The sequence below is a fragment of the Vibrio sp. 10N.222.49.A3 genome, assembly GCF_041475145.1.
In the GTDB taxonomy this organism is placed as follows: domain Bacteria; phylum Pseudomonadota; class Gammaproteobacteria; order Enterobacterales; family Vibrionaceae; genus Vibrio; species Vibrio tasmaniensis_A.
Genome location: NZ_JBFRVM010000226.1, coordinates 1 through 7,268, shown reverse-complemented (window position 1 = coordinate 7,268; position 7,268 = coordinate 1). Strand labels below are relative to the sequence as shown.

Below are 7,268 nucleotides of genomic sequence, written 5' to 3'. Positions count from 1 at the left end.
ATTTGCTTAGAATGACTAGGCTACTTCTCCCTCGCCGCGATTAAAACGCTTTTATCTCGAACAAAATCCAACCGCGGAAGGTCAACACGCCCTGACAGTATAGAAGCAATTTATCGAAAGAAATGTGGTTCAAAACACAAAGCCGTAAAGCGATCAAAAAAGGGCACAAACTCGAGGAATCATCTTCGAAATTGCGCCCTTTTGTATGTATATAGCTAACTATTTATAGTTATATGTTTAGAATCCTAAGAGTTTAAAGCAGAGCGTTTACTTCGCTTTCTTGCCAGAACGTTGCTGCTCTTTGTGTGCAAGCTTTTCTCTCTTACGTTGATCGATAAGGTGAGCAGCATCGCCGCCTACGTGGGTTTCGCCACGAGCATTCGACAGTTGAACTTGCTTTTCACGTTCACGGAAACGCGCTTTCTGCTCGTCGCTGTGCTTATCAACACATTTAGGGCAGTTTACGCCTTTTTCAAAGTGCTCAGACGCTTTGTCTTCGTCTGTGATTGGCAGGCGACAAGCATTACACACGTCGTAGCCGCTCTTCTCTAGCTGGTGGTTAACTGCAACACGACCATCAAATACGTAGCAGTCGCCTTCCCACATGCTCTCTTCTTCTGGTACTTCTTCTAGGTACTTAAGAATGCCGCCTTCAAGGTGGTAAACCTCATCAAAGCCTTGCTCTTTCATGTAGGCTGTTGATTTTTCGCAACGAATACCGCCAGTACAGAACATTGCGACTTTCTTGTGTTTCTTAGGATCGAGATTTTCTTCAACGTATTGAGGGAATTCACGGAAGGTTTCTGTGTTTGGGTTTACAGCATTTTTGAATGTACCGATATCGACTTCGTAGTCGTTGCGAGTATCAACCAGAATCACATCAGGATCAGAAATCAGAGCGTTCCATTCGTTTGGTTTCACGTAAGTGCCGACAACGTGGCGTGGGTCGATACCCTCAACGCCCATGGTTACGATCTCTTTCTTAAGCTTAACCTTGGTGCGGTTGAATGGTTGTTCTTCGTTGAACGACTCTTTGTAAACAACATCAGCCAAACGAGAATCTTGTTTGAACCATTGAAGAAGAGCGTCGATAGATTCGCGCTTACCTGCAACGGTGCCGTTGATACCTTCACTCGCAAGTAGCAAAGTACCGCGGATTTGGTTGGCTTCTAACACGTCAGTGAGTGGCTGGCGAATTTCTTGGTAATCATCAAGTGCTACGAATTTATACAGAGCACATACAACATATTGAGACATGGTTTTTCCTTTCTGCGAGCTGGAACGTAAATCCAGAGCGTTGCCTTTTATGATACATACTGAGTTTGATTTACTCAGGTTTGCCCATATTGGCTTATTAAAATCCGCCGTAGTATAACCAAGCCAAGGAAGGACAAAAACCAACCAAAAGTAGGGCTATTTAGCATTATTACCAGTGTGGTTTTTGGACTAAGAAATGCAATGAAACCGTTTTATCTGGTTCGAATTACAACACGTATTCCCAAACCAAAAAGGCCCTGCTGTAAAAATACATCAGGGCCTTGGTATTGAATCTGTCTGACTTAATCAGCGATTACGCTTGGTTCAGTACTTCCGCTAAGCGTTTCACCGCTTCAGTCAACTCTTCTGGGTTGGCGTTGGTGAAGTTTAAGCGCAGTGCGGCTTTGGCTTCATCGGCCTTTGGATAGAATACTGGGCTTGGTACAACCGCCACGCCATTCGATAGCAAAGTCTTAGCTAATTCGAAGGTATCGCACTCTGGGATTTCTACCCAAATGAACATCCCGCCATCTACGGCTTTTAACACGCAATCTGCAGGCAGTTGTTTTTCTAGCTCTGAGAACAGCACTTCATAACGAGACTTGTACAAGGTGCGAATGTTTTCCATGTGTACGCCAAAGTCTTCATGTTTTAGAAGACCGACAAGCAGCGCTTGCATGGGTACACTTGAGTGCAAGTCAGCGCCTTGTTTTACTTTGATTAATGGCTCAAGGTAGCTGCGTTTACCTGTTACCGCGCCAATACGTAAACCTGGCGATGCAATTTTAGAGAATGAACGAAGAACGATAGAGTTGTCAGGGCAGAACGAAGAAACCAACGGTAGTTCTGTACCGGTGAAACGTAGCTCACGGTATGGTGCATCTTCAATGAATGCCACGTTGTATTTGATGCACAGTTCAGCGACTTTTTGACGAGTTTCTGTTGCCCAGCACACACCGGTTGGGTTGTGGAAATCAGGCACGGCATAGAACATTTTCGGTGATTGCTGTGCAAAGCAGGTTTCTAGTTCGTCTAGATTTGGGCCAAATTCAGTTTGAGACACGGTAGCGATGTTTGCTTGAACTAGGCCAAACACCTGCATCGCACCTAAGTAGCTTGGCGCTTCCATCACAACCACATCACCCGGGTCAACATACGCACGCGCAATCAAATCCAAACCTTGCTGAGAACCTGTACAGATCATTGCCGTGTGAGATTCTGGCAATTGGTAGCTTTGTGTTAGGTGATCAAGCAACGGGCCATAACCTGCGGTCGAACCGTATTGGAAAACTTCAGGCATGTTCGCTAGGTTTTCTAGCGTAGGCTTCATTAAATCGATAGGGAATGTTTTCGCATCGGGTAAACCACCGGCCAACGAAATAACATTTGGATCGCTTGCGGCTGCTAGGATCTCTCGAATGTATGAAGATTGAATCTGTTGTAATGACTGTGCGATTTCCATGTGTTGTGTCTCGTCTTTTATCGTTTTTATTCTATCGCTTGATATTACACGGCAATTGTAAAAACTAGCGTGTCCGTTTATGCTCTTAAACATGTCCATTTATGCTATTTAAACGATGTCACGACAACACTTATCCCGAATCAATGATGTTTTGTTCCATATTCATCAAGACATCAGCCAACCTCTGTCGGCAAAAGCGCTCTCCGAGATTGCGGCTTATTCAGAGCAACATTTTCATCGCACCTTTAAAAGCGTGGTTGGGGAGTCGCTACATCAGTACATTCGACGCACTCGAATGGAGTATGCAGCCAATCAATTGATGTTCGATACCACGTCGTCAGTGGTAGAGATTGCTAGTAAATGTGGCTTTAGTTCGGTGTCTTCATTTAGCCGAGCATTCAAAGCGACCTTTAACATGTCACCGGGAGAATGGCGTAAACACGACTTACAGATAGCAGAAAAACCCTATTTGAAAGATCCCGAAGTAGCGGCGGGTTATTTGAACGTAGCGCAGCGAGTGTTACCTGAACCGAAGATCGTTGAAACACCGGAGCGAATGGCGGCTTATGTTCGACATACGGGTTATAACCGTTCTATTCGCAACGCGTGGTTGATATTGAAAGCGTGGGCGAACTCAGAACAGCGTGACTTTTCGAGCCAATTTGGTTTGCATCACTCAAACCCTGCTTGGGTGGAAATGGACCAGTGCCGCTATGTGGCGTGTATCGCGATTGATGAGCCGATTAAGTATCGCAGTGTTGTGAACCAGATGGTGATTCCGGGTGGGTTACACGCGGTATTTCGACTGAATGGCCGTTATGGTGAACTGCTACCACAGATCAGTATGGTATTAGAAAAATGGTTACCTGCTTCTGGTTTCAAACAGCGCTCGACTCCCGCGTATGTGCATTATCATCAGAATCATTTTCTCAACAGTGATGAAGTGTTTGAGCTTGATTTCTATCTGCCAGTGAGTTTTTATTAGTAACCCCATTTTTGAGGAAAAATTATGTATCTCGTTTTGTATTGCCACAATATTGGTATGACGGACTTTTCATTCTTTGAAACGGAAGATTTTGACAAAGAAGAGGGCTATATCGTGCGAGGTAAATGGCCGAATGAGAAAGCGTTTCGTGATTACTTAACCAAAGAGTTTGGTGACATGAGCGAATTTCAAGTGATCGACTTAATCGCCAAAGGTGCAGAAGCAGAACACTACTCGCCAGAAGAGTTGATGCGCTTAGCTTTGTAATATCTAGCTTAATAACGGTTAGCTCATCAACATCCAGTTAAGTAGCATCTTTCGAACAAACGAATAAAGAAATGGCAGCCTGATTGGGCTGCCATTTTCGTTTTAGGTTAAAGCTAATACCTTTTGCATCGTGAATGATGCTACTGCGCAACCTCGTCCACCAAATACAAGATTGACTGATACGGAATGCCACTGTGATGTGACAAACCTATCTCACAGGTTCGACTGTTACTGAATCCACGAGTACAGTTGCTCGGCACTTGCTCTTTGAGTGGGTGTACCGCCGCTTCATTCAGCTCTGGAGTGGTAAAACCTTTATCACCCGCCCAACCACAACATTGAATATGCTCAGGAACGATGACTTCTTCGGTACAGGCTTTAGCAAGGCTCAACATCGCACCTTCCAAACCCATTCGACGGGAGCTACAGGTTACATGCAGCATCACGGTTTCTTGCAGCGGCTCAAGTGTCAGGTGCTCAAGCAGGTATTGATTCACAAACCCTGTCGGCTCTAGTACCTCTAGCGGTTTGGTGAACTGTTCAATACTGCGTTTAGCACATGGGCTGGTATCCATTAAGACTGGGTATTCACCTTGACGACTCGCTTGCCACAACACTTCTTCGAGCTGTTGCGCTTTAGATTGGGCTAAATCGGTCATCCCTTTGCTGTCGTAAGGCATGCCACAACATTGGTCGTCTAGCTTCTTCGGAAGAATAACCTCAAATCCGGCTTTGTTAAGCAAAGACATGGTCACTTCAGTTAGGGGACGTTGGTCGCCCGCATCACTCTGTTGTCCCATGGTGCGACTCGCACAGGAAGGCAGGTAAACCACCTTCTTATGATTGCTTGAGTTTTCTGCCGTCACTGGTGATGAGACTAGCGAGTGACTATTGGATTGCGGCATCTCTGGCATCCAAACCGGTGTCGCGCCTTTAGTCATTGAGCGCAAGCCATTGGTTAGCTTGCCGACTGTATTCGCACCTAGAACCTTACTCGCCAATTGGTTGGTTTTGAGGCCAGCCTTGGTAAGTTTTGTGGTAGTCGAGAAATGATCCGCTGTCCATTTAGCGATTGGTGTAAATTTCTCGTACTTGGCAATACGAAGCTTTTTAATCAAATCACCGGTGTTGATTCCCACTGGACAACGTTCGGCACACAGGCCTGTCGCCGCGCAGGTATCAATGCCTTGGTATTCGAAGGTTTTCTCTAGTTCGCTTGCTTCTATTTCTTCACCTGCAGCACGGCGGCGTTGTAACTCGCGGTACAGCACGATACGTTGGCGTGGCGATAGGGTTAAGGTACGAGACGGACAAACAGGCTCACAGAAGCCACACTCGATACAGCGGTCGACAAGGTCATCGGCAGCAGGCATTGGCTTCAAATTGGTGATGTGTGAATTCGGGTTGTCGTTGATGATAACGCCGGGGTTAAGCAGCCTTTCTGGGTCAAACAGCGCTTTGATCTGTTGCATCAAGGCATAGCCATCTTTGCCCCATTCCAATTCCACATAAGGTGCCATGTTTCGGCCCGTGCCGTGTTCCGCTTTCAGTGAACCTTGATACTTCACTGCAACTAGCTCGGCAACGTCATCCATGAAACCGCCGTAACGGTCGATCTCTTCTTGGCTGTCGAAGCCTTGGGTAAATACAAAGTGCAGGTTGCCTTCGAGGGCGTGACCAAAAATGATCGCTTCGCTGTAGTCGTATTTGTCGAACAGCTCTTGTAGCTCTCGAATACCGTTAGCGAGGTTTTCGACAGGGAAAGCCACGTCTTCGATGATAACGGTTGTGCCAACTTCACGAACGGCTCCAACGGCAGGGAACATGCCTTTTCGGATGCCCCACAGGGTTGCGACTGTCTTTGGATCGGAAGTGAAAGGCACCGATTCAACAATCGTGTATTCAGTCAATGCGTCCAAAATTGATTTACATTGTAAATCTAAGTCCGGCTGGGAGCTGGCGTGTGATTCCACCAAAATCGCCGCGGCTTCTAAATCCAAGTTCGGCATGAATGCAGGCATACCCGGTTTATCAGCTACTGAGCGTAGCGCTCTGCCATCCATCAATTCAACCGCAGCAACGGGTGTTTTTGATAGCGTAGTAACGGCTTTACTGGCTTGTTCGATGTCGGCAAACACCAACAGAGCCGAAGCTTTGTTCGGATGTTCGATCACCGTGTTGTAGGTGATCTCAGCAATGAAACCTAGCGTGCCTTCAGAACCTATCATCAGGTGTTTGATGATCTCAATTGGGTCGTGGTAATCGACCAGTGCATTGAGCGCGTAGCCAGTGGTGTTTTTGAGGCGGTATTTATGGCGGATTCTGTCAGCGAGTTCTTGGTTTGAAGCTGTCTGTTGATGTAATTCGACAATACCTTCAAACAGTTCTTTGTGTGATTGCTTGAAAGCTTCAACGCTGGCGTTATCAGCCGTATCAAGCAGGGAGCCATCACTCAATACGATTTTCATGCTCTCGACGGTGCGATAAGAGTTTTGCGCGGTACCACAACACATACCACTGGCGTTATTTGCTGCAATACCACCGATTTTACAGGTATTGATTGAAGCTGGATCTGGGCCGATTTTACGTTGGAAAGGAGCAAGGTATTTGTTTGCATCAGCGCCAATCACACCCGGTTGAAGGATGATCTGATTGCCGTTATCTACGATTTCATGGCCACGCCAGTCATCGGTCAGTGTGATGAGGACCGAGTCTGAAACGGCTTGTCCTGAAAGGCTGGTGCCCGCGGCGCGAAAGGTAAAATGAATACCGAGTTCACGACAGCTTTGAATGGTGAATATCACTTCGTCTAAGTTCTTGAGCCTTAGAACCATTTTCGGCACCAAGCGATAAAAACTCGCATCGGTGCCGTAAGCCAAGCGCTTTGCCTCTTGAGTGACAATGCGTTCTGTTTCTATTTTTTGAGCCAGTATCGCTTCAAGCTGCTGATAAGCTTGTGCGTCTATTACTCGCTCATGGGATGTGGTTGTCTCCATCTTTGCTTCCTTGTGCTTCTTATTTGGCACTGATCAGGGCGTGTTGACCTTTCGTGGTTAAATTTTGTTCGAGATAAAAGCGTTTTAATCGCGGCGAGGGGGAAGTAGCCTAGTCACTCTAAGCAAATCCCCCTCAACAAAGAGTAAAACGCTTTTAGCTGAACCCTTCGGGCAGCGTTTGCTGGCCATTTCTACTACGTTATCGGCTTCTTATGTAGGCTAGCTACACATCGACGCCTCTGCCTTGTATAAATACCCAGCAACTCGCTGCAAAAATCAGCTCGAAAGATCAACACGCCCT

The 7,268-nt window shown here is 46.5% G+C and carries 5 protein-coding genes; 2 read left to right on the top strand and 3 right to left on the bottom strand.

The features are described from left to right. Positions 1–267 precede the first annotated feature (267 nt). Together AB4589_RS23690 and AB4589_RS23685 are read right to left on the bottom strand one after the other, a co-directional pair. Positions 268–1,257 (bottom strand): rhodanese-related sulfurtransferase, encoded by a 990-nt coding sequence (locus tag AB4589_RS23690; RefSeq protein ID WP_372101818.1) that lies wholly within the window; start codon positions 1,255–1,257, stop codon positions 268–270. A 313-nt stretch (positions 1,258–1,570) separates the two neighbouring features. Continuing rightward, positions 1,571–2,719, bottom strand: a complete 1,149-nt coding sequence (locus AB4589_RS23685; protein ID WP_122046497.1) for a PLP-dependent aminotransferase family protein — start codon at positions 2,717–2,719, stop codon at positions 1,571–1,573. A gap of 115 nt (positions 2,720–2,834) precedes the next feature. Here AB4589_RS23685 and AB4589_RS23680 point away from each other — a divergent pair, with 115 nt between their 5' ends. Both AB4589_RS23680 and AB4589_RS23675 read left to right on the top strand, forming a co-directional pair. Further along, entirely contained in the window at positions 2,835–3,704 is an 870-nt protein-coding gene (locus tag AB4589_RS23680) for a GyrI-like domain-containing protein (RefSeq protein WP_017097778.1), read from the top strand. Positions 3,705–3,728: 24 nt separating this feature from the next. Continuing rightward, a complete protein-coding gene (locus AB4589_RS23675) occupies positions 3,729–3,971 on the top strand; it encodes a hypothetical protein (protein WP_012601190.1) in 243 nt (80 codons plus the stop codon). Positions 3,972–4,111: 140 nt separating this feature from the next. On the opposite strand, the gene AB4589_RS23670 is transcribed toward AB4589_RS23675, so the two are convergent. Next, entirely contained in the window at positions 4,112–6,967 is a 2,856-nt protein-coding gene (locus tag AB4589_RS23670; RefSeq protein WP_122046496.1) for an FAD-binding and (Fe-S)-binding domain-containing protein, read from the bottom strand. Positions 6,968–7,268: the final 301 nt, after the last annotated feature.

Bases quoted from the DNA above. Each gene is read 5' to 3' on its own strand.
- AB4589_RS23685 (WP_122046497.1), bottom strand. From the start codon at position 2,719: ATGGAAATCGCACAGTCATTACAACAGATTCAATCTTCATACATTCGA.
- AB4589_RS23670 (WP_122046496.1), bottom strand. From the start codon at position 6,967: ATGGAGACAACCACATCCCATGAGCGAGTAATAGACGCACAAGCTTAT.
- AB4589_RS23675 (WP_012601190.1), top strand. From the start codon at position 3,729: ATGTATCTCGTTTTGTATTGCCACAATATTGGTATGACGGACTTTTCA.
- AB4589_RS23680 (WP_017097778.1), top strand. From the start codon at position 2,835: ATGTCACGACAACACTTATCCCGAATCAATGATGTTTTGTTCCATATT.
- AB4589_RS23690 (WP_372101818.1), bottom strand. From the start codon at position 1,257: ATGTCTCAATATGTTGTATGTGCTCTGTATAAATTCGTAGCACTTGAT.